Annotated in this window: 14 protein-coding genes; 7 read left to right on the top strand and 7 right to left on the bottom strand. The window is 69.5% G+C overall.

Annotation, left to right across the window (positions count from 1 at the left end; translation table 11 throughout):
* Nucleotides 1–52: 52 nt before the first annotated feature.
* Nucleotides 53–2,110, bottom strand: a complete 2,058-nt coding sequence (locus AB0B96_RS06955; protein WP_362896976.1) for an N-acetylneuraminate synthase family protein — start codon at nt 2,108–2,110, stop codon at nt 53–55.
* Nucleotides 2,111–2,323: 213 nt separating this feature from the next.
* Nucleotides 2,324–3,286: an alpha/beta hydrolase family protein gene (locus tag AB0B96_RS06950; protein ID WP_362896975.1), complete on the bottom strand. Its 963-nt coding sequence runs from the start codon at nt 3,284–3,286 to the stop codon at nt 2,324–2,326.
* A 271-nt stretch (nt 3,287–3,557) separates the two neighbouring features.
* Between AB0B96_RS06950 and AB0B96_RS06945 the strand changes: the two genes are divergently transcribed.
* The 3 genes from AB0B96_RS06945 to AB0B96_RS06935 all read left to right on the top strand — a co-directional run bounded on the left by AB0B96_RS06945 (nt 3,558) and on the right by AB0B96_RS06935 (nt 5,552).
* Nucleotides 3,558–3,830, top strand: a complete 273-nt coding sequence (locus tag AB0B96_RS06945; protein WP_362896974.1) for a hypothetical protein — start codon at nt 3,558–3,560, stop codon at nt 3,828–3,830.
* 48 nt (nt 3,831–3,878) lie between these two features.
* On the top strand, nt 3,879–4,592 hold the full coding sequence (locus AB0B96_RS06940) for an MgtC/SapB family protein (RefSeq protein WP_362896973.1): 714 nt from the start codon (nt 3,879–3,881) through the stop codon (nt 4,590–4,592).
* A 162-nt stretch (nt 4,593–4,754) separates the two neighbouring features.
* Nucleotides 4,755–5,552: a metalloregulator ArsR/SmtB family transcription factor gene (locus tag AB0B96_RS06935; RefSeq protein WP_362896972.1), complete on the top strand. Its 798-nt coding sequence runs from the start codon at nt 4,755–4,757 to the stop codon at nt 5,550–5,552.
* Between the two features lie 438 nt (nt 5,553–5,990).
* On the opposite strand, the gene AB0B96_RS06930 is transcribed toward AB0B96_RS06935, so the two are convergent.
* Nucleotides 5,991–6,755 carry an ABC transporter permease gene (locus AB0B96_RS06930; protein WP_350943600.1) on the bottom strand — a complete coding sequence of 255 codons (765 nt, stop codon included), beginning with the start codon at nt 6,753–6,755 and terminating at the stop codon, nt 5,991–5,993.
* On the bottom strand, nt 6,752–7,735 hold the full coding sequence (locus AB0B96_RS06925; protein ID WP_362896971.1) for an ABC transporter ATP-binding protein: 984 nt from the start codon (nt 7,733–7,735) through the stop codon (nt 6,752–6,754). The genes AB0B96_RS06930 and AB0B96_RS06925 overlap by 4 nt, the downstream gene beginning before the upstream one ends.
* 112 nt (nt 7,736–7,847) lie before the next feature.
* Between AB0B96_RS06925 and AB0B96_RS06920 the strand changes: the two genes are divergently transcribed.
* From AB0B96_RS06920 to AB0B96_RS06910, 3 genes are all read left to right on the top strand, one after another.
* Complete coding sequence (locus AB0B96_RS06920) at nt 7,848–8,957, top strand: histidine kinase (RefSeq protein WP_362896970.1); 1,110 nt, start codon at nt 7,848–7,850, stop codon at nt 8,955–8,957.
* Nucleotides 8,954–9,601, top strand: coding sequence for a response regulator transcription factor (locus tag AB0B96_RS06915; RefSeq protein WP_362896969.1), 648 nt, complete (start codon nt 8,954–8,956; stop codon nt 9,599–9,601). The genes AB0B96_RS06920 and AB0B96_RS06915 overlap by 4 nt, the downstream gene beginning before the upstream one ends.
* A gap of 135 nt (nt 9,602–9,736) precedes the next feature.
* Complete coding sequence (locus AB0B96_RS06910; protein WP_362896968.1) at nt 9,737–12,169, top strand: serine/threonine-protein kinase; 2,433 nt, start codon at nt 9,737–9,739, stop codon at nt 12,167–12,169.
* An 85-nt stretch (nt 12,170–12,254) separates the two neighbouring features.
* Here AB0B96_RS06910 and AB0B96_RS06905 read toward each other — a convergent pair whose 3' ends face one another.
* From AB0B96_RS06905 to pulA, 3 genes are all read right to left on the bottom strand, one after another.
* Nucleotides 12,255–15,224, bottom strand: a complete 2,970-nt coding sequence (locus AB0B96_RS06905) for a carbohydrate binding domain-containing protein (protein ID WP_362896967.1) — start codon at nt 15,222–15,224, stop codon at nt 12,255–12,257.
* 82 nt (nt 15,225–15,306) lie between these two features.
* Entirely contained in the window at nt 15,307–17,343 is a 2,037-nt protein-coding gene (locus tag AB0B96_RS06900; protein WP_362896966.1) for a carbohydrate-binding module family 20 domain-containing protein, read from the bottom strand.
* 90 nt (nt 17,344–17,433) lie between these two features.
* Nucleotides 17,434–23,313, bottom strand: a complete 5,880-nt coding sequence (gene pulA, locus AB0B96_RS06895; protein ID WP_362896965.1) for a pullulanase-type alpha-1,6-glucosidase — start codon at nt 23,311–23,313, stop codon at nt 17,434–17,436.
* 365 nt (nt 23,314–23,678) lie between these two features.
* Here pulA and AB0B96_RS06890 point away from each other — a divergent pair, with 365 nt between their 5' ends.
* Nucleotides 23,679–24,971, top strand: a complete 1,293-nt coding sequence (locus AB0B96_RS06890; RefSeq protein ID WP_362896964.1) for an extracellular solute-binding protein — start codon at nt 23,679–23,681, stop codon at nt 24,969–24,971.
* The last annotated feature ends 1 nt before the right edge of the window (nt 24,972 follow it).

Here is a 24,972-nt window from a genome sequence, read left to right as displayed (position 1 = left end):
AAGAGCGGCCGAACCGCGACGCGTTAGCGTCGCCATGTAACAGCGTCGCAATTCATACAGTGACTCGGCGCAACCGCGACTTGGGAGCCTCTTCACCGGGGAAGACGCGCTTGACGCCGTCGCCCAGGGCGGTCTCGATGATCCGGATGTCGCGGACCAGGTGCTCCAGCCCGGCCGGCTCCAGGGAGGCGGCGTGGTCGGAGCCCCACATGGTGCGGTCGAGCGTGATGTGTCGTTCCACGGTCACCGCGCCCAGGGTCACCGCCGCGAGCGAGATCTGCAGGCCGCGCTCGTGGCCCGAGTAGCCGACCGGCACGCCGTACCGCTCCTGGAGGGTGATGATCGCGCGGAGGTTGGCCTCCTCGGGAGGCAGGGGGTAGGTGGAGGTGGCGTGCATCAGGACCAGCTTGGAGGTGCCGATGATCTCCACCGCCCGGTCGATCTCCTCCAGCGTGGACATGCCGGTGGACAGGATGATCGGTTTGCCGGTCGCGGCGAGCGCGCGGAGCAGTTCCAGGTCGGTCACGCTCGCCGAGGCGACCTTGTGGGTGACGACGTTCATGGACTCCAGGAACTCCACCGACGGCACGTCCCACGGCGAGGCGAACCAGTGCAGCCCGCGCTCCTGGCAGTACTTGGCGATCTGGGTGTACTCGTCCAGGCCGAACTCGGTCCTGATCTTGTACTCCATGTAGGTCATCTCGCCCCAGGGCGTCTGCCGGATCTGGTCGCGCTGCTCAAGCGGCACGCAGATCTCCGGCGTGCGCTTCTGGAACTTGACCGCCTGGCAGCCTGCCTCGGCCGCCACGTCGATGAGCCTGCGCGCGATGTCCAGGTCGCCGTTGTGGTTGATGCCGATCTCGCCGATCACGTAGACCGGCTGCCCGGCGCCGACGAGCGCGTCGCCGATCTGGACGGGCCTGGCGGTCGGGGTGAGCCGCAGCTCGGCGCGCGGCGCGGGGGCGACGGCGACCTCGTCCACCGGGCGGGCCGCGAGGACGCGGTCACACAGTTCCCGTACGGCCCCGGCGCCTCCTGGCCTGGTCAGTACGGTCCTGGCGGCGGCGCGGACCCTGGGGTGGGCGTCGGGGACCGTGACGGGCCAGCCGACGTCGCTCATCGGGCCCAGATCGTTGACGTCGTTGCCGACGTACGCGACGCGGGCCGGGTCGATCCCCTCGATGGCGAGCCAGTCGCGCAGCACGGTCTGCTTGTCGGTGAGGCCCTGCAGCACGGGCACGCCCAGCTTGCGGGCACGGGCCGCGACCACCGGGTTGTGCTCGGTGGACATGATCATCAGCTTGACGCCCGAGCGGCGCAGCAGCGAGATGCCCATGCCGTCGGAACGGCTCACCGCGACCGTCTCGCGGCCGTCCTGGTCGACGTAGGCGCGGTCGTCGGTGTGCACGCCGTCGAAGTCGGTGATCACCGCGTCCACGTCGATCGGCTCGGGCTCGTCGACGAAGGGGGCGAGCGCCCGTACGATCTCCAGGTCCTCGGGGGTGTCGATCTCGATGGCGTGGCGCGAGGGCACCTGCTGCACGGCGACGGAGCCGAAGAAGCGGTGGCCGTGCTCGCGCAGACCCTCGGTGCGCATCACGTAGAACGCGCCGGTCTCGCGGAAGTGCGGCTCGCGATCCTGGCGGCGGGGACGGTAGGACGGGTCGTGGTTCACGCCCGCGCCGGCGGCGTCCCAGAGGAACTCGTGGGTCTCCAGCCCGGAGAACACCACGTCGGCGCTGCCGTCCAGGACCTTCGCGATCGCGCCGTCCAGGTCGGCGGGGTCGATGAACGCGCTGGTGCACTGCACCAGGATGACCACGTCGGGAACGTCGGGGACGTGGTCGAGCGCGTGGAGCACGGCGGACTCGCTGGAGGCGGTCGAGCCGCTCAGCTCTCCCGGCCTGTCGATCACGGTCGCGCCCGCGGCGCGGGCGACTTCGGCGATTCCCTCGTGATCGGTGCTGACCACGACCTCGTCGACCAACTCGGCGCGCACGCAGGCTCGTACCGCACGGGCGACCAGGGGAGTGCCGCCCACCGCGGCCAGGTTCTTCAGGGGGACCCCCACCGAACCTCCACGGGCGGGGACAACGGCCAGGACTCGCAAGGTGGCTCCTCATGACATACGGCGAACGCCCCTGAGCTGGGGTGTCATAGGAACCTAGCTACGGGGATAGACCGAAAAGGGGTGTCTGAGCTGAACGTCCAGAGTCGCCAGTCTTAACTTTCCGCGCCGCCGGGAGCCCCAGCCGGGAGCGGGCGGAGAAGAAGGACGAGGGCCTGCTGCTCGTGGCGCTGGACGAGGACGAGTCGGGGGTCCTCAGGCCGCCGCGCCGATGGAGCCCATGAGCAGAGGAAGCGAGCGTTCGAGGCCGCGGCGCCAGTAGGGCCAGGAGTGGGTACCGGGGCCGTAGAAGTCGACCGCCACGTCGACGCCGTTCGCCCTGGCCCGCTCGACGAAGGTCGCGGCCTGGAGGAGAAGGGAGGCCTCGCCCTCGTCCCGGGCCTCGGAGACGTCGTCCAGCGGTCCGGGGGCGCCGTCGCCGCTGGAGACGAAGAGCCGTATCCCGCGCAGCGCGCCGGTGAGGTCGGCCGGGTTGTGGGCGGCCCACCGCGGATCCTCGGGGGGACCCCAGAGCTTCACGGACTTCTCGCCGTACTGCCCGAGCAGCCAGTCGACGCCGCCGTTGCCGTCGCGGGTGTGCAGCACCCCGGAGAAGGAAGCCGCGGCCTGGAACATGCCGGGGTGGCGGGCCGCGTACGACATCGCCCCGAACCCGCCCATGGACAGCCCCGCCACCGCCCGCCGGTCTCCGGCGCCGTAGTCGCGCTCCAGGATGGTCCGTACCTCGGCGAGGTGGAAGGTCTCCCAGCCGGGGCCCTCGCGCCAGTCGGAGTAGAAACCGACGGTGCCTCCCTCGGGGACGACCACGAGCGCGCGGTAGCCGGAGGTGAGCTCCGCGGCGCCGCCCTTGGTGATCCAGGTGTCGTAGCCGGACTGGCAGCAGCCGTTCAGCAGGTACAGCACCGGCCACGGACCCGAGCCCGGCGCCCATCCCTCGGGCAGCAGGACCCTCACCCTGCCCTCGCGGCCGAGCGCGGCGGAGGTGACGGTGAGCTCGTGGTCGCGCTCGCCCAGCTTCTTCACCGCGACGGTGGAGACGTGGATGCCCTCCTTGCCGTGCGTGCCTGTCGAGGACGGTGGCAGCAGTGCGAGCAGCACCGCCCCGACCGCGACGGCGGCCAGCAGGAGCACTCCCAGACGTACAGCGGTGCGGTTCACGCCGCCAATCCTGCCGCCTCCCACTGATCGCGTGAAGCCCACTTGCCGTACCGGCCACGAAGCGGTGTCTTTTCGCGGAGGCACCGGAGCTCATGGTCGATGCGGTTCGGCTGATCCGGATCGTCCGTTCGTATCGATTCCGGCGACGCGCAGGGTTTCGCGAGCCGGTGGTCCGAGAGCCGGTCGAAGGGGCAAAGTCCTGGTCAAACGGCGTTACGGCTTGAGTGAGGCAGGGGATTGGCGGGATATGTCGTGATTTGTGGAGGCCGCCATGGCGAGGACAACCACCACCGCTTCGAACGGCAGGGCGCGTGGCAGGGCGAAGGGGGAACTGTCGTCGCCGCACATCACCGTGCCGGTGATCGGGACGTTGACCCTGCCGACGCCTGACCGGCTGGTCTTCTACGGGGTGCTGGGGGCGTTGGGAGCGTTGGGAGTCATCGATTGGCCCGTCGCGCTCGTCGTCGGGTTCGGCCACTACCTGTCGGAACAGCGGCGGTTCCCGATGCTGCGGCAGGCGGGGGAGGCCGCGGAGGCGGCGTAGCCGGGAACGCGGACGCCCTTTCCTGGACACGAGACCGGGGTGACGGCGATGGCGCCTCTCGGTGAACTCACCGGACAGGGCTGGGCGCAGGTGGGGATGCTGCTCCTCGCCTTCGTGCTCTCGGCCCTGATCGGCCTTGAGCGGGAGGCCCGCCAGAAGAGCGCGGGCCTGCGCACCCACACCCTGGTCGGCTTCGCCGCAGCGCTGATCATGCTGGTGTCGAAGTACGGCTTCTCCGATGTTCTGCGGGATCACGTCACGGTCGATCCGTCCCGGGTGGCCGCCCAGATCGTGTCCGGCATCGGTTTCATCGGCGCGGGCCTGATATTCGTCCGTGGTGACGTGGTCCGGGGCCTCACCACCGCCGCGGCGGTCTGGCTCACCGCCGGGGTGGGGATGGCGGCCGGGGCGGGGCTGTGGCTGCTGGCGGTCATCGTGACCGCCGGATACCTCGTGACGGTGTTCGTCCTCACGCCGCTGGCCGACCGGCTTCCCGGGTCCAAGTACGCACCCTCGCGGTTCCGGTTGACCTACCTCGGCGGCCGGGGCGTGCTGCGGTCGGCACTGGCCGAATGCACGGAGCGAGGGTTCGGTGTGGACGAGCTGTCGGTCGACCGGCGCAGCGAGGGCCAGAGCCCGGCCGTCGTCTCGCTCTGGCTCACCGTGCACGGCGTCGGGTCGATAACGGAGCTGACCACGGCGCTCTCCGAGATCGACGGAGTGCTCGCCGTGTTGAGCCGGGACCCCGGCACGGCTTCCTGAACCGCGGTCGCACGCCCTCGGGGGTCCCGCTGTGGTCGCGCCCGCCGCGCTCGTCGCCCGACGGGAGATCGTGAAGGCGCGAAGGTCCGCATTGACAGGCAACTAAAAGGTTGCCTATATTCAGACATGCATCCAAACGGTTGCCTAACTCTGTGAGACAGCATGGACGCGGTATTCAAAGCACTCGCCGACGCCAGTCGCCGGAGGCTGCTGGACAGTCTCAACCGGCACAACGGCCAGACCCTGCGCGAGCTGTGCGCGGGGCTGGACATGACCCGGCAGGCCGTGACCAAGCATCTGTCCGTCCTGGAGGCGGCCGGCCTGGTGGAGACGGTGAGGCGCGGCAGGGAGAAGCTCCACCACCTCAACGCCGCGCCCATCAACGAGATCGCCGACCGGTGGATCGGCCGCTACGACCGCGAGCGGGCACGCGCGCTCGCCGACCTGAAACGAGCCCTGGAGGGTACGGACGTGTCCGAGACCAGCTTCGTCTACGTCAGCTACATCAAAACCACGCCGGAGCGGCTGTGGGAGGCCTTGACCGGCACGGCCTTCATCACCCGTTACTTCGGTGGCGGGGGCCCGCGATCCGACTGGACGCCGGGTGCCCCGGTCGAGTGGAAGGTCACCGCGGACGGCGAGTACCACGACTGGGGCCAGCGGGTACTCGAGGCCGACCCCGGCAAGCGCCTGTCGTACACCTGGCACAACTACGAGCAGGAGGTGGCCGACATGTTCGGCTGGAGCGACGAGAAGCTCGCCGAGCTCAGGAAGGAGCCGATCTCGAAGATCACCTTCGAGATCGAACCCGCCGGTGGGGCCACGGTCAAGCTGATCGTCACCCATGAGGGCCTCGTCGCGGGCAGTGAGATGATCAAGGGCGTCAGCGAGGGCTGGCCCGAGATCCTGTCGAACCTGAAGACCCTGCTGGAATCGGGCGAGACGCTGCCGCTCGGCTAGGCGCCGGAGCGGTCTTCGCGGACGTCCGGCCTGCCCCGGTCCCCCGCTCAGCGGGCAACGTTCCTGCGCATCCTGCGCCCCCCATCGATGACCTCTGACATGGATATATGAGCATCTGCGTGATTTGTTAACCGAGAACCGCAGGGCATGAGTAGGGGATACTCATGCTTTCCGCCGTGCCCCCGCCTAGCGTTCGGAAAGACCCGTCCCGGCGCCTAGCGTTCGGAAAGACCCGTCCCGGCCGATCCACGGGGCGGGCGTGCAAGGGCTGGATCCGTACCCGTCGTTTTCGATGCCGTCGGCGCCGCTCCTCGTGGGTGTCGTACCGGGTGCCGGGAAAGCCGCGAGCCTGGCGGGGGCCGGCTCGCGGACCTTCCCATCGGGCCGTCCCCTCGGACCGTGCCCGAGCGCCGGTCGCCCCGGGGGACGTACGGCGGGCTACTCCCAGCGGAAGAACACGGCCGCGACGACGCCGCCGAGCACGATGGCCGCGGCGAGGCCGATCAGGTTGGAGGCCTCGATGGGCGCGCCGATCCAGGCGGCCGACAGGGCCTGGCTCCCGGCACCGAACGGCAGCCACTGCCCGATCGTCGCGATCACCTCCGGGAGGTTGCCGCGCCCGCCGAACATGCCGCCGGTGGCGCCCAGCACGAAGAAGACGACCAGGCCGATCGCGACGGAGGAGTTCGGGGTGGGCGAGAGCGCGGCGACGGTCAGCCCCAGGGCGTACATGGCGGCCACCGTCAACGCCAGCACACCGAGCGCCGCGCCGACGCGCACCGGGGGATGGGCGCCGAACGCCAGCAGGGCGAGGATCCAGGCGGCCGCGATACCAAGGGCCATCTGCAGCACACCGGCCGCGGCCTGGGCGACGAGGACCAGCGCGGGCGAGGCGGGAGTCACCCCCAGGCGTCGCAGGATGCCGCTGCGACGGTAGTAGGCCAGAAAGCTCGGCATGTTGACGATGCCGGTCGTGGCCACGACCATCGTGAACACCAGCGGCAGCACGTAGACGTCGAACGCCGTGCGACCGTGCGCGATCGTCTCCCGGCCGGCGGACGAGGCGTTCATCACCAGGATGAGCATGGGCAGGCCGATCGGCACGATCAGCCCGGCGGTGTCGCGGGTGACCATCTTGAGCTCGCAGATCAGCAGTGCGGCCCAGGCCCGCGGGCCTGGGCGGTGGACGGTGATGTCCGTCATCGGATCGTCTTCTCCCTCGTGTCGGGTACGGTGTCGAACTCTGCGTCGAGCTTGGTGCTGCCGAGCCGGTGCCCGGTCAGCGCGAGGAAGGCGTCGTCGAGGCCGGCCTGTTCGCTGCGCGTCTCGGCCGCCGCGACGCCCGCGTGCACGAGCGCGACGCTGACGGCCTGGAGCAGCTCACCGCGGCCCTCGACGACGACGCGGTCGCCGTCGGCGTGCACCCGGTCGACCCCGTCGAGTCCTTCGAGCAGCCCGCCCGGCACAGGGGTGATCGCGCGGAAGGTGACCCGCTGGGCGAACCCGGCCCTTCGCACGAGCCCCGAGGGAGAGTCGAGGGCGACGACCCGGCCCTCGTCGAGCAGTGCGACCCGGTCGCACAGTCGTTCGACCTCCTCCATGGTGTGGCTGACGAGCAGGATGGTCACACCGGACTCGCGCAACCGCTCAAGGGTCGACCACATCTGACGGCGTGCCTCGGGGTCGAGGCCGGTGGTGAGCTCGTCGAGGATCACCACCCGGGGCCGTCCGACGAGCGCGAGCGCGATCGACAGTCGCTGCTGCTGGCCGCCGGAGAGCTTCTCGAAGCGGGTGCGCCGGGAGGCGGTCAGGCCGACCGACTCGATCAGGTCGTCGGACGGCAGCGGGTCGCGGTAGAAGGTCCCGTACAGGTGGACCAGCTCGGTGACCGTGAGCGCGGAGTGCAGGACGGCCTCCTGCAGCTGGACCCCGAGGACCTGGCGCAGCCGGGCCCGGTCCCGCTGGGGGTCCAGGCCGAGCACGCGGACGGTGCCGCGGTCGGGCCGCCTGAGCCCGGCGATCAGCTCGACGGTGGTCGTCTTACCGGCTCCGTTGCGTCCCAGGATGCCGAAGATCTCACCGGCGGCGACGGAAAGGCCGACCTCCTCGACGGCGACCTTGGAGCGGTAGCGCTTGTGCAGGCCGTCCGCTTCGACGGCGGGAGATGACGTTGTCGCATGCATGCCGTCGACGTTAGGAAGGGCGAGCCGCCGGCGCCTGTGCCGATGGTCAGTATCGGCACCCATGACTTTCGGCACCTCAGCGGGGGCACGAGCGCACGTTAGGGTGAACGGCATGCGGCGAATCGAGCCGGACGTGTGGGCGGGGCTGGCGGCACTGCTGGTGTGCCTCGCGGTGGGCACCCCGATATTGCTCGGCGTGGCCGAGACACAGGTCCCCCGGCCGGTGTGGGGCGCGCTCTTCGTGGCGCTGCTGGTCACCGCGCTGATCGCCGCGCTCTGGGAGGAATGCCGGCCGAGGCAGGCGTGGGTCTGCTATGGCGCGGCCGTCGTGCTGGGATGGTTCACGATCCTGACGGCGCCCGGCGCCGGATGGCTGCCGATCCTGCTGGTCTTCACCGCCGCCCTGAGCGCGTACGTCGCGCCGCCGTGGGCGGGCCCGGTGGTGATCGTGCTCAACGTCGTCGTGATCGCCGTGACCGTGGGTCTCACCGGTTCCACCGTCGCCGAGATCGGCCTCAGTGCGCTGCTGTACCTGCTGATCCAGATCGCGACGCTGCTGAGCGTGCTGGTGACCATCAGGGAGCAGCGGATGCGCCGCGAGCTGAGCGAGGCTCATCTGGAGCTGCGGGCGGCGAGTGTGATCCTGGCCGACACCGCACGCGCTCACGAACGCCTGCGCATCGCCAGGGAACTGCACGACCTGATGGGGCACCAGCTCACCGCGCTCACCCTGGAACTGGAGGTCGCGCGGCACCGCGACGGGGCGGGCGCGCGCGTGCACATCGAGCGTGCCGACCGGGTGGCGCGGGACCTGCTTCGCGACGTGCGCGCGACCGTCGGACAGCTGCGCACCGACGCGCCCGACCTGCGCGAGGCCCTCGCCGCCGTGGTACGCGACATTCCCGGCCTCGACATCGGCGTGTGGATCGACGACGACGTGTGCCCCACCGAGGAGGTGACCCTGGCGCTCATCCGTGTCGTCCAGGAGATCGTCACCAACACCATCCGGCACGCGGACGCGACCTCGTTGCGCATCCGGATCGAGAGCACACCGGAGCGGGACGTGAGGTTCACCTCCGTCGACGACGGGCGAGGCAGCCCCGAGCTGCGGCCCGGCAACGGGCTGCGCGGCCTGAGCGAGCGGATCGAGGCGATCGGCGGCGACGTACGGCTCGACGGCAGCGACGGTTTCCGGGTCACCGCCACGGTGCCCGCGCGATGATCCGGGTGATCGTGGTCGACGACCAGACCCTGGTCCGGCAGGGCATCCGCAGCCTGCTCGACCTGACCGACGACATCGAGGTGGTGGGGGAGGCCGACGACGGCATGGCCGCGCTGGCGGCGATCGAGGAGCACGCCCCCGACGTCGTCCTGCTCGACCTGCGCATGCCCCGCCACGACGGCATCTGGGTGCTCAGGGCGTTGCGGGAGCGCGCGGACGGCTCGCCGCCGGTGCTCGTGCTGACCACGTTCGACAACGACACCCTGGTGCTGGACGCGATGCGGGCGGGGGCGTGCGGCTACCTGCTGAAGGACGTGACGCTCGAACGGCTGACCCGGGCCATCCGCGTCCTGGCCGCCGGGGGGACACTGATCTCGCCGTCGATCACCGACCGGCTGCTGCGCGCGGTGCGGCGCCGCCGACCGGCGGACGACGACCTGCCCGCGATCCAGCGGCTCACCGAACGAGAGGTGGAGGTGCTTCGGCTCGTCGCGGAGGGCTACAGCAACCGCGAGATCGCCCAGGCTCTCTTCCTGGCCGAGGGCACGGTGAAGAACCACGTCTCGACCATGCTGCTCAAACTCGGGGCGCGGGACCGGACCAACGCGGTGTTGCGCGCCCTGCACGCCAACCTTCTCGACTGATAACTGCGGGCATTTGGTCAAATTTGCCGATGCTGGCATGCTCTTTTCCGGGACCAGACTGCCCGGAACCCGGCGCGTGCGGCAGGGCGTGGCCGCCGGACCACTCGGGCGGGCTCGCGGCGGGGGAGGAACACGATGGCCGGTACGGAGCTCAGATCCGGCGACCCCACCGCCTTCGGGCCGTACGTGATCGAGGCGAGGCTCGGCGAGGGTGGGCAGGGGACGGTCTACCTCGGTCGTGATCCGGCCGGTGAGCGTGTCGCGGTCAAGGTGCTGCATCCCAGGTTCGCCGCCGACCAGGTCGCGAGGACGCGCTTCGAGCGGGAGATCGCCGTCGCCCGGCAGATCGCCGAGTTCTGCACCGCCCGGGTGCTCGACGCGGGGGAGAGCGGCGACCATCTCTACGTGGTGAGCGAGTTCATCGACGGGCCTTCGCTGCAGCAGGCCGTCGAGAGGGAGGGGCCGCGCGACGGCGCCGCCCTGCAGCGCATCGCGATCAGCACGGCCACCGCGCTCGTCGCCATCCACCAGGCGGGCATCGCGCACCGCGACTTCAAACCTGCCAACGTGCTCCTCGGCTTCGACGGCCCGCGCGTCATCGACTTCGGCATCTCCAAGGCACTCGACGCCGGGTTCGCCCAGACCAGCGGCGCCGTCGGGACCCCGACGTACATGTCGCCCGAGCAGATCCACGGCCAGCCCGCCGCCGCCCCCTCGGACGTGTTCAGCTGGGCCGTGACGATGGTGTTCGCGGCCACCGGCAGCCCCGCGTTCGGCCGGGACACCATCCCGGCCGTGCTCCACCGCATCCTCACCACCGAGCCCGACCTGTCGGGGGTTCCCGAGGGGTTGCGCCCGTTGCTGCGCGCCTGCCTGGCGAAGGATCCCGCCGATCGGCCGGTCGCCTCCGACCTGCTGTTCCGGCTGATCCGCCAGCCGTCGGCCGGCACCGCCATGCCGCCCGCGGAGTCGCCGCAGACCGGTCAGTCGGCCGAGGTCCAGCCCTCTCCGTCCCAGCGGCCGTCGCGGACCGAGCAGCCGTCCCCGTCCCCGCAGCCTTCGCAGCCCGAGTCTTCTCAGCCACAGTCTTCGCAATCACCGCTCCACGACCGGCCGCCCTCGTCGCAACGACAGCCGTCACCCGGGTGGGAGGCCGACCCTCAGCGGCCGCCATCCCGGCCGTCGCCGCCGTTCGAGCCGGGCGCGGCACCTTCGCTGCCGCCGTACGCCGGGTGGTCACCGACGGGTCCGAGCACCGAGCCCGGGCAGTGGCACCGGCAGGGCCACGGGGTCTCCACCTCTCCTGGTGCCCCATGGGAGGGGGCCGGTGGCGCGACCGCGCCGGGCGGGTCAGGACGATCGCGCCCGTGGCGGATCGGGGCCGCCGTCGCCGTCTGCGCCGTCGCGGTCTCCGCGGGCGTCTTCGTGCTTCCGCCACTGCTGGCGGGGACCGGGGAGGAGGGCGCTGACCCCACTCCCGTCGCGATGACCGGCTCCCCTTCGATCTCCGGCGGCTCCCCCTCACCCGGCGAGTCCACGCAGCCCAGCGCCTCACCGTCTCCCAGCGCCTCACCCTCTTCCAGTGGATCGCCGTCCCCCGCCGCCACCCCCACCGCGGTCACCGGGAACTGGAAGAGCGCACCGGTCGGCGGACCGCTGCGCGGCCATCGCGACGATCTGCAGTCGGTGGCGATCGCCCAGGTCGGCGGCAGGTCCGTGATCGTCTCCGGTGCCAACGACCGCACCGTCCGCCTGTGGGATCTCGCGACCCGCAAGCCGCTGGCCACCCTCACCGGGCACACCAACTGGGTGCGCTCCGTCGCGGTCACCGAGCTGGACGGCAGGACGATCGCGGTGTCGGGCGGCGACGACGGCACCGTACGCCGCTGGGACCTCGCCACCCGCAAGCCGGTCGGCAAGCCCTTCGACGCCGCTGTGCCCGTCTTCTCCCTTGCCCTCGCCACCCTCGACGGCGAGCCCGTCGTGGTGACCGGAGGCCGCGACGGGAGCCTGCGCGTGTGGGACCTGAGGACGGGCGCCGCGATCGGCAAGGCCCGTCGCGCCTCCGAGGGCGCCGTGTTCGGCCTCGCCACGGCCACCCTCGACGGTGAGCCCGTCGTGTTCACCGGCGGCGGCGACGGTACGGTGCGTCGCTGGCCGCTCCGCTCGGGGGCGGGCGAGACGCTCCTCACCCAGCGCGCCCAGGTCACCGCCGTCACCACGGCCGAACTGGACGGCAGGCTCGTGGTGCTCTCCGCCGGCGGCGCGCAGGACATCCACATCGACGACGCCGCCGGTGCTGGTGAGGCCCGCCCGCCCATCCAGAGCCACAGCGGCTGGATCTACTCCCTCGCGGTCGGCCGGGTGGGGTCGCTCACCGTCGTCGTCTCCGGCAGCAACGACGCCACCGCGCAGGTCCACGACCTCGACACCGGGAAGCGGGCGGGACGGCCGTTCAAGGCCCACGACCACAACGTGTTCGCCGCCGCGGTGACCGAACTCGACGGGCGTCCCGTCGCGGTCACCGGCGGCGGCGACGACACCGTCCGCGTCTGGCGCCTGGGCTGATTGGAAGGTGGCCCGCGGGGCCGGTGGAAGGCTCCGTCCGGAGCGGAGGGGTCGGGTCACCACTCCGGACGGAGCCAGACATGGGTTACTTCAGGTACGGCCCCGCGTCGCCGATCTTGCCGGGGGCCGGGTTGCCCGGCAGGGACAGCACGTAGGCGCGCATGTTGCCCTTGCCGCTCGCGGCGATCGACAGTGTCCCGTTGGTCACCGTTCTGCTGTCGCCGGTGACCGCGTCGACGTAGGTGCCGTTCGGGATTCCGGTGAAGGTGGCGCCCCCGGTGACCGAGACCAGCACGAAGCTGTCCACGGTCCCCTGGGTGAAGCGGCGCTTGTAAGCCATCTGGCCCGTGACGCCCTCGGTCGAGTACTGGCCCTTCTGCAGCGCCGGGATGGCCCGGCGAATCCGGTTGAGCCGTTGCACGTGCTTGACCAGCGGCTTGTCGAAGGTCTGCGCCACCGTGCCCGAGGCGTTGGAGACCGTGCCGAAGCCCGAGGCGGTGACCGATCCCGCCAGGTGGTCACCGAAATAGGCGCGTCCCGTCGTGGCCAGCGGGCAGGTCGGCCCGCAGTCGATCCGCTTGCCCGCCTGGAACTCGATCTCCGAGCCGTAGTAGAGCGTCGGGATGCCGCGGAAGGTCCACATCAGGCTCATGTTCTCCGCCCAGGCGTCGGTGCCGCCGTCGTAGCGGACCGAGGACTTGTTCGGGCCGTAGTCGTGGGAGTCGACGTAGACGGTGTTGTAGGTGGCGTCGTTGTAGCTGTCGTCGGAGTCCTTGCCGCTGTGGAACGCGTTGGACGCCTCGCCGAAGTTCATGTGCATGCGCATGTCGATGACGTTCATGCCGGAGAACCTGCTGTGGTCGGGCGCGTGGTAGGTGTTGCCGTTCAGCGTGGCGTTGGTGCTGGTGGGCTGATTGCCCGAGCCCATCAGGTTCTCGTAGTCGTACTGCTCGATCGCCGCCCTGACGTCGTCGGGACTGTACTCCTTGCGCTCCTTCCAGGTGAAGAACTGGGCGGAGTGGTTCACCGAACCGCGGTTCCACTTGTCGTGCACGAACGCGGCGACCTCGCCGAAGACGTAGAAGTCCTTGGCCTTCTCCGCGCCGAACTTCGCGGTCGCGTGCTCGCGGATCGCGGGCAGGAACCGGCGGTTCCAGGTGACCCTGGGGATGTGCACGGCGGTGTCGACGCGGAAGCCGTCCACGCCCATGTCGATGTACTTGTTGTAGACGTCGATCAGGTAGTCCTGGACGACCTTGCTCTCCGTGTTGAAGTCGGCCAGGTCGTCGTGAAGCCAGCAGCTACGAGAGTCTTCGCCCTCCCAGTTGCCGATCCAGCACTGGTGATAGTAGTTCGCGGGGAACATGCCGGAGGTCGGGTTCGGCCACTGGCAGTTGTGGATGCGGAACCCCTCGGGGCTGCTCCACTGGGTGGGAGTGCCCCAGTTACGGCAGGTGTTGCCCGCCGGCTCGGTGGTCGACCACTGGTCGCCGTTGTACGGCCTGCCCTTGGCCATCGCGTTCTGCGCGGCTGTCAGGCTCGGGTCGTTCCCCTGATGCTCCCGCATCGGGTCGTACTCCCGGCCCGCCTCCTTCTCGTTGTAGAGCCACTTCCACTGATCGTCGCGCGCACCCCACACGGTGGGGGTGAACAGGCCCTTGGCGCCCCAGCGGGAGCTGTGGTTGTAGACGACGTCCTGGTAGATCTTGATGCCCTTGGCATGGGCGGCGTTGATCAGGTCCTGGTACGACGTGCCCGCGGACTCCAGGCGGGGGTCGACCCGGTAGAAGTCCCAGCCGTGGTAGCCGTGGAAGTCGTAGTCGGAGCGGTTGAGCACGACCGGGGTGATCCACAGGGCGGAGAAGCCGAGGCCCTTGATGTAGTCGAGCTTGTCGACCAGGCCCTTGAAGTCACCGCGGAACATCGGGTCGTTGTTCGCGGCGTTGCCCGACTTCGCGTGCTGGCTGCCACCCCGGTTGTTGGAGGTGTCGCCGTCGGCGAAACGGGCGGTCATCACGAAGTAGATGGAGTCCTCACGCGGGTCGCCGCCGAGCGGGGTGCCGCCCTCGGGCGCCTCGGGCTTCTCCCCGGTGGTGGCGGTGGCCTCCTCGCTCGCCCCGGAGAGGTTGCCGGCGGCGTCCCTGGCCTGGACGGTGTAGCGATAGAGGGTGTTCTCCGCCAGGCCGGTGTCGGAGTGCGTGGTGGCCGTCACGTCGACGACCTTGGTTCCCCCGGTGCCGCCGGTGCGGGTCACCTTGTAGCCGGTTACTTTGACGTTGTCGGTGGAGGCGCTCCAGGCCAGTGCGATCGAGACGCCGTTCGCGGTCGCCGTCACGCCGGTCGGCGTGCTGGGCTTCTCGGTGTCCGGAATCTCGGGGACGCAGGGGCCGGCGGCGTTGCCGGTCACGACGCCGTTCTTGACCGTGCTGACCCCGGTGCCGATGGTGTAGTCGGAGCCGCCTTTGTTGTCCCAGGTGCCGTTTCCGTTGTTGAAGGCGGCTTTGAGTCCGGTGGCGGTGCCGAGGTTGACGGTCTTCTTTTTCCAGCCGGTGCAGGCGGTCTCGTTCATGGGGGTGCCGGGGACGGTGGTCCAGGCGCCGCCGGTGGGCTGGTAGTGGATGTTCGCGTCTGACCAGGTGGTGGAGTAGTAGACGGTCGCGGTGTTGCCGGAGCCCGGGTCACAGGGGTTACCGGAGCCGATCGTGCGGCCGGAGACGGTCACGACTCCGGTGCCGATGGTGTAGTCGGAGCCGTTGTTGTTGTCCCAGGTGCCGTTTCCGTTGTTGAAGGCGGCTTTGAGTCCGGTGGCGGTGCCGAGGTCGATGGTCTTCTTTTTCCAGCCGGTGCAGGCGGTCTCGTTCATGGGGGTGCCGGGGACGGTGGTCCAGGCGCCGCCGGTGGGCTGGTAGTGGATGTTCGCGTTCGACCAGGTGGTGGAGTAGTAGACGGTGACGCTGTTGGCGCCCAGCGCCGCGGACAGCGGGACGACGGCGGAGGTCAGGCCGATGGCCGCTGCGGCGAGCAGTCTGAGGGCGCGTTTGAGAGACGAGCGCATGAAGGTTCCTCTGTGCGAGGTGAAGGGGGAACCCGGGCGCCGGTGGACGCCCGGGAGGGGGTGGGCCGGGGCGGCCCGAAGGTCAGCGCCAGGCGTCGTCGCGCGTCGCGGTGCCGCTCGCCGGGGTGGTGAAGGACCGGTTGGGGTCGCTCTCCCACGTCACCGAGCCGTTGGGATTCTTCCTGATGTACTTGTAGGAGACCGCGGTGTTGGCCGGCAGATTGGCCGTGACCTTCCAGACCGGGTAGTCGGCCGAGGAGAGCGCCACCGCGTTGGCGGGGTTCCAGGCGCCCAGTTCGGCGATGTTGCCGACCACGAAGACGTTCTGGCCGTAGGAGGTCGTCACGTTCGCGTTGAAGGAGATGGCGACCTTACCGGGGTTCACCGTCGGGGTGGGGCTGGGTTCGGGGCCGCAGGGGGAGGTGGCGTTGGCGGTCACGACGCCGTTCTTGATCGTGCTCACACCGCGGCCGATGGTGTAGTCGGTGCCGTTGTTGTTGTCCCAGGTGCCGTTTCCGTTGTTGAAGGCGGCTTTGAGTCCGGTGGCGGTGCCGAGGTCGATGGTCTTCTTTTTCCAGCCGGTGCAGGCGGTCTCGTTCATGGGGGTGCCGGGGACGGTGGTCCAGGCGCCGCCGGTGGGCTGGTAGTGGATGTTGGCGGCCGTCCAGGTGGTGGAGTAGTAGACGGTCGCCTCACCGGGCGGCGGGTCGGTGGGCCGTACGCCGCCCACGTGGATGGCGACCGCGCTCTTGCCGGGGACGGTCACTGAGGCGGAGCCGTTCGAGCCGACGGTCACCGTGCCGCCGCCCACGTCGTTGGCGTAGGTTCCGGCGGGCAGGCCGGTGGAGAAGGTACGGGTGACGCTCCCGCCCTCGTTGTTGATCGCGACCCAGCCCTTGTCGCCGCGGCTGAAGGCGATCACGTTGTTGCCGTTGTCGTACCAGTTGCCGACCGAGGTGCCGGCTACGGCGCGGTTGAAGCCGACCATCCCGCTCATCTGGCGGTGGAAGCAGGTCCACTGGCCGTTGCCGCAGTTGGCGTCGGTGACGAAGCCGCCGCCCGCCGAGGGCGGACCGCCCTCGGCGTCGCTCCAGGTGAATCCGGAGTAAACGCGCTGCGTACCGTACGGCCAGGCGAGCATGAAGACGTTGGCCAGCTTGTAGGCGTCGCCGTACTTGTAGTTCATGGTCGAGCCGTTACGCTCGGTGTCGTGGTTGTCGATGAAGACCACGGCCTTGTCGCTGGGCACCGACAGACCCCAGCTCTGCCCGAACGACTGCAGGTTCTTGATCTGGCCGCCGCCGAACTGCTCCTTGAGTTTGCGCCCGTACACGAACTCGTGCACGTCGCCGATCCCGGTGTACTGGCTCGGCGTGATCGCCTCCTGATCGCCCTCGATGACCTCCTGGTGAATGTAGGGCGAGCCGGTCAGCTTGCCCTTGATCGCGGCCAGGTCGCTCGGGTTGATGTGCTTGGCGGCGTCGATGCGGAAGCCGTCCACGCCCAGGGAGGTCAGGTTGTTGAGGTAGCCGGCGATCTGGTTGCGAACGTACTCGGAGCCGGTGTTGAGGTCGGACAGGCCGACGAGCTCGCAGTTCTGTACCCGCCAGCCGTCGTTCTTGTAGTCGGAGCTGTTGATCCCGCAGGTGGGGGAGTGGAAGTCGGCGGACGAGTAGAGGCCTGGATAGTTGTACTTGCCGAAGCTGTAGCCACCGTAGCTGGTGCTGCCCTGGCCGGTCATGTGGTTGATGACGGCGTCGGTGTGGACCTTGACGCCCGCCGCGTGGCAGGCGTTGATCATGTTCTTGAACGCGTTCTCGTCACCGAACTTGCTGGTGAGTGTGTAGCGGGCGGGCTGGTAGATGTCCCACCAGACCGACCCGCCCTTGGACATCGAGTCGCTCGGAGGGGAGACCTGTACGGCGCCGTACCCGGCGGGGCCGAGGACGTCGGTGCACTCCCTGGCGACGGAGTTCCAGTTCCAGTTCCACAGCTTGACGATCGGGCCTGGGGTGGGTGGCGCAGCCTGGGCAGGGGCGCTCAGCGCGACGGGCACCACGACCGTGGCGGCTGCCAGCGCGCTTAACGCTGTGGCAACCATGGCTCTGTAGGGTTTCATGAGTGGGTCCTCCAGGATCGATGGACGGGTTCCCTGGCCGGGCCGGGTGCTGCAACACCCGGCCCGGCCGTCTTTCCGGGGTATGTGGGGTCAGGGCTGGACGAAGACGGCGACCGTGCGTGCCGGGACCGTCAGCGTGCCCGTGGCGGAATCGAACGTCGACTGCTTCACGACGGCGTCGTCGCCGGCCGTCTGGACGGGGTGGAGCGTCACCTGGGTGCCCTTCAGCGCGGCGACGGTCTGCGCCCGCGCCTCGGGGGTCGCGTTGAAGACGACGGTGACCGACTTCCAGCGGGGGTCGATCCCCGAAGCGTCCAGGTGCATGGTCACGACGCCCGGAATCTCCGAGACGCCGCTGGTCGGGAAGGTGAGGCGCTTCTGCACCTCGGCCAGGCTGCCGAGGGCGAAGACCGGGGACGACGAGCGGATTTTCAGCAGGTCGCCGTAACGGGCACGGGCCGTGCCGATCGCCGCGCAGTCCGGCTTCAGCGCCGGGTCGGCGAGCAGCGGTTTGGCGTACTGCCACTTGTCCTCGTTGTCGGCCTTTGGGGGGAGGCCCGCGCCGAAGCCGTTGCCCGCGGAGCAGTCCCAGAGCAGACGGTTGAACCAGTCGCCGGAGTCGTAGGAGTTGCGGTCCAGCGACTTGGAACGGAGCCGCTCGCTGCCGGCGTGCACGAACGAGGTGCCCTGCCCGAGCACGGCCGTGGCCAGCGAGAGCGACTGCATGCGCACCCGGTCGACCATGGTGGTGGTCTGCGGAAGCTTGTAGGCCAGCGCGTCGAACAGCGTCTCGTTGTCGTGGGCATCGACGTAGGTGACGACCTCGCCCGGCGAGGCGGTGTATCCGGCGGGGGAGCCGTTGTAGTCGACCTGCGAGCCCTTGACCTCCTTGCCGTTCGAGGCGGTGAAAGTGTAGTCACGAAGGTTACCGGCGAGCCCGACCTTGATCAGGTCCTGGTAGCCGAACAGCCGGGCCCGCTGCTGCGCCTCGTCGCCGTTGGCGAGCGACCCGTTGGGTGCCCCGGCCAGGCCCGAGCCGAAACCCTGGATTCGCGGATCGGGGTCGAACGGGCTGCCGCCGCGGACCGCGTCACGGAGCCGGTCGCTGAAGGTACCGATCCCGGTGCCCGCCATGTTGGCCTGGGTGGCCTGCTCGAAGCGGGCGTTGTCGGCGACCTCGCCGAAGTTCCAGCCCTCGCCGTACAGGATGATCGACTTCCCGTCCACGCCGTCGTGGGCCACGCTCAACCTGTCCAGGGCGGCGCGGACCGCGAGCATGTTCGCCTTGGGGTGATGGCCCATCAGGTCGAACCTGAAGCCGTCCACCTTGTACTCGCGGGCCCAGGTGACGACGGAGTCGACGACGAGCCTGCCCATCATGGCGTGCTCGGGGGCGGTGTTGGCGCAGCAGGTGGAGGTGGCCACGGTGCCGTCGTCGAGCAACCGGTGGTAGTAGCCGGGCACGATCCGGTCGAGCACCGAGGTGGAGTCCTGGCCGGCGGCGTGGGTGTGGTTGTAGACCACGTCCATCACCACTCGCAGTCCCGCCCCGTTCAGTCCGCCGACCATGCTCCGGAACTCCCTGATCCGCGAGGTCCCCTCGGGGTCGGCGGCGTAGGAGCCTTCGGGCACCGTGTAGTGCAGCGGGTCGTAGCCCCAGTTGAAGGAGTCTTTCGCCGCGGTGCGCGCGACGCAGGCCTGCTGCTCCTCGGAGTCGGGGGGCATCGAGGCCAGGTCGCAGTCGGGTTCGGTCCGCTCCGCCCTGCGCTCGGGGACCGTCGCGATGTCGAAGACGGGAAGCAGATGCACGTGGGTCAGGCCGTCCCTGGCCAGCCCGCGCAGTTCCTTCATCCCCGCCGAGTCGCCGGTGAGGGCCGAGTAGGTGCCGCGTCTGGAGGCGGGGACCGTGGCGTCGGAGGCGGAGAAGTCACGCACGTGCAGTTCGTAGATCGACGCCTTCTCCTGCGGCACCGCCGCGGGCTTGGCGAGGGACGACCAGCCGTCGGGCCGCAGGGAACGGTCGGACAGGTCGACGAGCTGGCTGCGGCCCGACCCGGCGGCCAGCGACAGGCTGTAGGGGTCGGTCACCTCGTTGACGACGACCTTGCCCTCGGCGGGAACGTAGACAGTGACCAGGAAGGTGTAGTAGCGGTTCTTCCAGCTCGGTTGCCCGCGGACCGACCAGATGCCGGTGCCGTCGTCGCGCCGCATGGCGTGGACGGTGCGGTCGCCGCCGGAGGGGGTGCGGTAGAGCGCCAGTTCGACCTTGCCCGCCGTCGGCGCCCAGACCGACAGGCCGGGCGTCCCGCCGTTCCAGGAGGAGCCGAGGCCGGCGGTCGCCGCCTTGGCGTACAGGTCGTCGAGTACGCCGGGCAACTGCACGCCGGTGGCGGCCAGCAGCGTGCCCGAGGCGTCGCGCTCGACGGCCACGACCTGTCCGCGCAGCGCCTTCTTGACAAGGTCGGCGTCACGCGGATCGATCGTGAACGCGGCGTGCCCGGCCAGGTGCGGCCACTTCGCTCTCTGCGCCTCGGTGAGCACTCCGGGAAGGAGGCGGATGATCCGGAGGTCGCCGGTCAGGTCGCCCTTGTCGTAGGTGATGTCGCCTTTCTCGGAGAAGGCCAGCGAGTGCCGGAGCGAGGACGACGGCTCGACCTTCCAGGCGACGGTACCGCGGTCGATCCAGTGCGCCGAGGACTTCGACAGGTCGGCGTCCGCGCCACGGGCCGCCGGCTGGGGCAGCAGGTAACCCTCGGTGGCCGCGATCCGCCAGGCTTCGTGGCCGGTCGCGGTCAGGTCCAGCGTTTGGTTGTCGGGGAGGTCTTTCTCGTCACCTTTGTGGATGATGTAGTTCACGTTCTTGGCCCCCTCGGTCAGGGGGACGCGGAAGTAGACACCGAAGGCGTCTTCGCCCGCGGGCTGAAGTGGGGTGGCCCACTCGGTGGGCTGGGCCACGTCACCCCACAGGTGTAGTCCCCAGCCTTCGTACTTCCCGTCGGGGCGGTGGTAACGCAGGATCGCCACGTTCTCGGCCGCGGCCCGGGTCGGGTGGGTCTTCGCCACGCCCGAGACGACGTTGGCCTCCGGTTGGAGTGCCGGGGTGAACGACTGGTCGGGGCCGGGGTCCTTGGTGTCGCCCTTGTGGATGATGAAGTTCACCGGTGTCGAGGCGTCCTTCAGCGGGACCTTCCAGAACGCGCCGTAGGAGTCGGTGCCGTCCGGCGGGCGCGGGGTGGCCCACTCGGTGGGCACTCCGTCGGCGAGTCCGTCACCCCACAGATGCAGACCCCAGCCGTCGTAGTTCTTGTCCGGCCGGTTGTAGCGGATCGTCGCGTAGCCCTGGGCGGCCGCGCGGGACAGGTGCGTCTCCGCCTTCCCCTCCGCGAGCCAGACCTCGCCGTTCCTGGCGGGGTTGACGACCCGGTCGCCGCCGTCCTTCTCGTCACCCTTGTGGGCGATGATCCCGACGTTGGACGCGCCGGGCTTGAGCTTGATCCAGGCGAAACGGCCATAGGCGTCCTCGCCGGTGAGCCGGAGGGGCTCGGCCCATTCCGTGGGATTCTCGACGTCGCCCCAGACATGCAGGCCCCAGCCGTCGTAGTTCTCGCGCTGGTAGTGCACGACCAGCCAGTCGCGCTTGACCGCGCCCGGCTCCTCGGGGGCGGGCGCGGCGCCGACGGTCGCCGCCGCGCTCGCCGAGGCGAAGCGGCCCGCGGAGTCCTTCACCACCGCTTTGTAGGAGATCTTCGTACCCGCCGCGATACCGCGCAGGTCGTGGAAGACCCGGAAGGTACGGCCCGCGGGGGAGGTGTTCGGCGCGTCGTCGGTGCCGATCGCCCGCCAGGGGCCCTCGCCCACCTTGGCGGCGAAGGTGACCTGGTCGAAGCCGGTGCCCGGCACGGTCGCGACGACCGGGATCCGGCCGTCCTCGGCGGTGCCCCTGATCTCGGCCCCCGGCAGGGAGATGGAGACGGCCGGGGCCGTGGCCGGGGCGGCGAGTTTGGCGGGCGCCTTGTAGACCACCGCCGACAGGGCGGGGACGGTGAGCGCCAGCTTCGTGTCCGCGCCGGTGGTGAGCGTGGCGGCACCCTCGCCGTACACCCTGGTGAAGGCCGCGCCCGCCGAGAAGGTGGGCGCGCTCACGGTCGCGGGCCGCTCGGCGTTGTTGACCGCCACCAGATACTCGATCTGTCGCGCGGCGTCGATCCTGGAGAAGGCGTAGACGCCGTCGGAGACGAGCCGCTCGATCTGGGCGCCGTCGGCGAGGGCCGGGTGGGCGTCGCGCAGCGCGGCCAGGGCGGAGATTCCCCGGTAGAGCGGGTGGGAGGGGACGAAGTTGTCCCTGGCGTGGGTGGAGTCGGTGCCGATCAGGTCGTCGCTCAGGTAGCTCTCGGTCCTGGAGGCGAACATGGACGCGCGGGCGTCCTGGTCGCCGCCCTTGCCGGTGAAGCCCTGCTCGTCGCCGTAGTAGACGACAGGCTGGCCGCGGGTGAGATACATCAGCTCGTGGGCGAGCAGCGACCTGCGCAGCAGCTCGGAGTCGGGGGCACCGGGATTGTCCTGGGAGATGAAACGGCCGATGCGGCCCATGTCGTGGTTGCCGAGGAAGGTCGGCAGCGACGAGGCGTTACTGTCGGCGTCGGTGTGATAGTCGTCTTCCGCGTACAGCCGTGCCAGCCTGGACGCGTCCGCCGTGCCGCCGCTGAAGGAACGGGCGGCCTCCTGGAACGGGAAGTCCAGGGTGGCGTTCATACCGCCCCGGGTGGAGTATCGGCTGGTGAAGGAGGGCTCGCCGGAGTAGACCTCGCCGAACATGAAGAACCGCTTGTTGCCCTGCTGGGCCGCGTAGCCGCGCAGGGCGGGGGAGAACCTCTCCCAGAACTCCATGTTCACGTGCTTGGCGGTGTCGATGCGGAAGCCGTCGAGGCCGGTCTCGCGCACCCACGTCCTGTAGATGTCGATCATCCCTTTGACGACCTCCGGGCGCTCGGTCCACAGGTCGTCGAGGCCGAAGAAGTCGCCGTACTCGTCGTTCTCACCGCCGCTGAAGGTGGAGTCGCCCCGGTTGTGGTACATCGTCGGGTCGTTCAGCCAGGACGGGGTCTTGGCGTTCTTCGGCGCGACCGGCGTGTACGGGAACGAGTCGGCGTCCACCTTGGGGAAGGTGTCCTTGCCCGCGTGGTCGCGGTCGTCGAACGGCGTGCCGCGGGTGTCGACGTAGGGGTAGGCGCCCTTGGAGCGATACGAGTAGGTCTTCTCCGCGTAGTCGACCACGTCGGCCGTGTGGTTGGTGATGATGTCGAAGAAGACCTTCATCCCGCGCCGATGTGCCTCGCGCACCAGCTCCTTCATCTGGGCGTTGGTCCCCAGGTGCGGGTCGATCCTGGTGAAGTCGGTGATCCAGTAGCCGTGGTAGCCGGCCGAGACGTTGGCGCCGGTGCCCTGCACGGGACGGTTCACGAACGCCGGGGTGATCCAGATCGCGGTGCTGCCCAGGTTCTTGACGTAGTCGAGCTTGCCGAGCAGGCCCTTGAGGTCGCCGCCCTGGTAGAAGCCCTTGTGCGTGGGGTCGAAGCCGGTGGTGAGCCGGTCGCCGGACAGGCCGCCCCGGTCGTTGCGGGTGTCGCCGTTGGCGAACCGGTCGGTCATCGCGAAGTAGAAGCGCTCGCGGCTCAGGTCGGCGCGGAGCGCGTCGCGGGCGAGATCCCTGTCGGAGGGTTCGGCGGTGCGGCTGAGCGCGGACACCACGGGATCGCCGGACGCCCGTGCGGACGCGCCGGAGGGCCCTGGGGATGGCGCTGCGGAGGGCGCTGCGAGGACCGGTGCGGCGAGGGGCGCGGACGCGAGGGAGGTGGACGCGGCGGCGGGGGGCGGGGTGGCGGCGAGATGGGTGGCGATCAGGGCTACCGCGAGCGCGGCGCCCGTCAGGAGGGTCGTTCTCGCGCGCCGTGGGGGGAGCGGCCAGACCACGGTGGGCCTCCACGGGAGTTGTTTCGAGAGTATTGCCCGGAAATTACTCACTAGCGGTGTTCTATGCAATCCCTTGCGGCAAATTTCTGAATCCTGGCAATTCTCAGGCCTCCAGGAGGGGGGTGGTCGTGGGGAAAAAACGCGACAAAAGGGATTTTCAGCTCTTAAGTGGTGAATATCGCCACTTGAAATCCCGTCAGAGGAAGGCCTGGCTCCTTGGGTTTGGGGTGGCTTTGTAACGACTTTGCAGACTCTTGCAGAAACTTCTTCCAATGGGGTTCACGTAGGCGTAACGTCCGGCTTACTCCAGACCCGGCCGGGCGGCTCTTCGGTCCCGGTCGTCCCTTGAACACGAGGAGAAGAACATGCGGCGAGCCTTCTCGGCCGCGACGATTGTCGCGGCCCTCGCCCTGGCGGTCTCCGCCTGCGGTGGCGGTGACGCCGGCACGGCGGCCCCCGCCCAGCCCGCGGCGACGGATCCGTCGAAGATCACCGGTGAGATCACCTGGTGGGACACCGTCAGGCCCGACAGCGAGGGCCCGACGTTCCAGGCGCTCATCAAGGAGTTCCAGGCGAAGTACCCCAACATCAAGGTCAACTACGTCAACGTCCCCTCGGACCAGGCGCAGAATAAATTCCAGACCGCGGCGCAGGCCGGTACCGGGGCGCCCGACGTGGTCCGCTCCGAGGTCGCCTGGACCTCCCAGTTCGCCTCCCTCGGCTACCTCCAGCCGCTGGACGGCACGCGCGCGGTGGAGAACGAGTCCGACTTCCTTGCCAGCCCGCTGAGCAGTACCAAGTACGACGGCAAGTCCTACGCGGTGCCGCAGGTCACCGACACCCTGGCGCTGCTGTACAACAAGAGGCTGCTCAAGGAGGCCGGCTGGGACAAGGCGCCCACCACGGTCGAGGAGCTGAAGAAGGCCTCGCTCGACGTCAAGGAGAAGACCGGCGTCAACGGCCTCGCGCTCAACGTCGACGCCTACTTCCTGCTGCCCTTCATCTACGGCGAGGGCGGCGACCTCCTCGACGTGCAGAACAAGAAGATCACCGTCAACTCCCCGGCGAACGCGAAGGCCATGGCCTCGGTCGCTGACCTGATCACCTCCGGGGCCGCGCCCAAGCCCGCCATCCAGGACAGCTACGCCAACGCGATGACCGCCCTCAAGGACGGCAAGGCCGCGATGATCTACAACGGCCCCTGGGCGCTGGCGGAGGTCTACCAGGGCAAGGAGTTCGCGGACAAGGAGAACCTCGGTATCGCCCCCGTCCCCGCGGGGTCGGTCAAGGCGGGCGCGCCCACCGGCGGCTGGAACTACGCCATCTACGCCGGCTCCAAGAACCTGGACGCCTCCTATGAGTTCGTCCGTTTCATGAGCACCCCCGAGGCCCAGGCCAAGATTGCCAAGGAGATCGGTCTCCTGCCGACCCGTACCTCCGCCTACGACAACCCCGACGTCCAGGGCAACAAGGACGTCGCCACCTTCAAGCCGATCATCGACACCGCGGTCGCGCGTCCGTGGATTCCCGAGGGAGGCCAGCTCTTCCAGCCGCTCCTGGAGAGCTACCAGTCCCTGGTCGGCGGTAAGACCTCACCCGAGGACATGGTCAAGACGGTGGACGAGAAGTATCGCGGCATCTTCAAGGACTGGAGCTGAT

Origin of the sequence: Streptosporangium sp. NPDC049046 (assembly GCF_040649155.1) — a bacterium.
In the GTDB taxonomy this organism is placed as follows: Bacteria; Actinomycetota; Actinomycetes; order Streptosporangiales; family Streptosporangiaceae; genus Streptosporangium.
This window is presented reverse-complemented; position numbering and strand designations above follow the sequence as displayed.

Excerpts from the sequence above, each read along its gene's own strand:
- AB0B96_RS06945 (WP_362896974.1), top strand. The coding sequence starts at position 3,558 with ATGGCGAGGACAACCACCACCGCTTCGAACGGCAGGGCGCGTGGCAGG.
- AB0B96_RS06940 (WP_362896973.1), top strand. The coding sequence starts at position 3,879 with ATGGCGCCTCTCGGTGAACTCACCGGACAGGGCTGGGCGCAGGTGGGG.
- AB0B96_RS06935 (WP_362896972.1), top strand. The coding sequence starts at position 4,755 with ATGGACGCGGTATTCAAAGCACTCGCCGACGCCAGTCGCCGGAGGCTG.
- AB0B96_RS06930 (WP_350943600.1), bottom strand. The coding sequence starts at position 6,755 with ATGACGGACATCACCGTCCACCGCCCAGGCCCGCGGGCCTGGGCCGCA.
- AB0B96_RS06925 (WP_362896971.1), bottom strand. The coding sequence starts at position 7,735 with ATGCATGCGACAACGTCATCTCCCGCCGTCGAAGCGGACGGCCTGCAC.
- AB0B96_RS06920 (WP_362896970.1), top strand. The coding sequence starts at position 7,848 with ATGCGGCGAATCGAGCCGGACGTGTGGGCGGGGCTGGCGGCACTGCTG.
- AB0B96_RS06915 (WP_362896969.1), top strand. The coding sequence starts at position 8,954 with ATGATCCGGGTGATCGTGGTCGACGACCAGACCCTGGTCCGGCAGGGC.
- AB0B96_RS06910 (WP_362896968.1), top strand. The coding sequence starts at position 9,737 with ATGGCCGGTACGGAGCTCAGATCCGGCGACCCCACCGCCTTCGGGCCG.
- AB0B96_RS06905 (WP_362896967.1), bottom strand. The coding sequence starts at position 15,224 with ATGCGCTCGTCTCTCAAACGCGCCCTCAGACTGCTCGCCGCAGCGGCC.
- AB0B96_RS06900 (WP_362896966.1), bottom strand. The coding sequence starts at position 17,343 with ATGAAACCCTACAGAGCCATGGTTGCCACAGCGTTAAGCGCGCTGGCA.
- AB0B96_RS06890 (WP_362896964.1), top strand. The coding sequence starts at position 23,679 with ATGCGGCGAGCCTTCTCGGCCGCGACGATTGTCGCGGCCCTCGCCCTG.